Here is a 226-nt window from a genome sequence, read left to right as displayed (position 1 = left end):
CTAATACAAGGCTAACCACACCTTATACCGAAGATACGGTGCTATTTTGCAGAGTTCCTTAAAGAGAGTTCTTCCACGCGCCTTAGAATACTCATCCCCCCCACCTGTGTCGGTTTACGGTACGGGCAACATTATCTAAACTTAGAAACTTTTCTTGGCTCGACGGCATCAGCAATTCTTCCTTCCATCCGAAGACTTCAGAAAGCCTTTCAGTTCTCGGTCTAAT

Annotated in this window: 1 rRNA gene; it reads right to left on the bottom strand. The window is 45.1% G+C overall.

Features of this window, described 5'->3' with window-relative positions:
- Positions 1–226, bottom strand: a 23S ribosomal RNA gene (locus KJQ99_RS10355); the annotation flags it as partial.

Origin of the sequence: Campylobacter sp. 2018MI13, assembly GCF_018501135.1 — a bacterium.
Classification (GTDB): domain Bacteria; phylum Campylobacterota; class Campylobacteria; order Campylobacterales; family Campylobacteraceae; genus Campylobacter_E.
The sequence above is the reverse complement of the archived record's forward strand: the minus strand, read 5'-3'. Positions and strand labels throughout refer to the sequence as shown.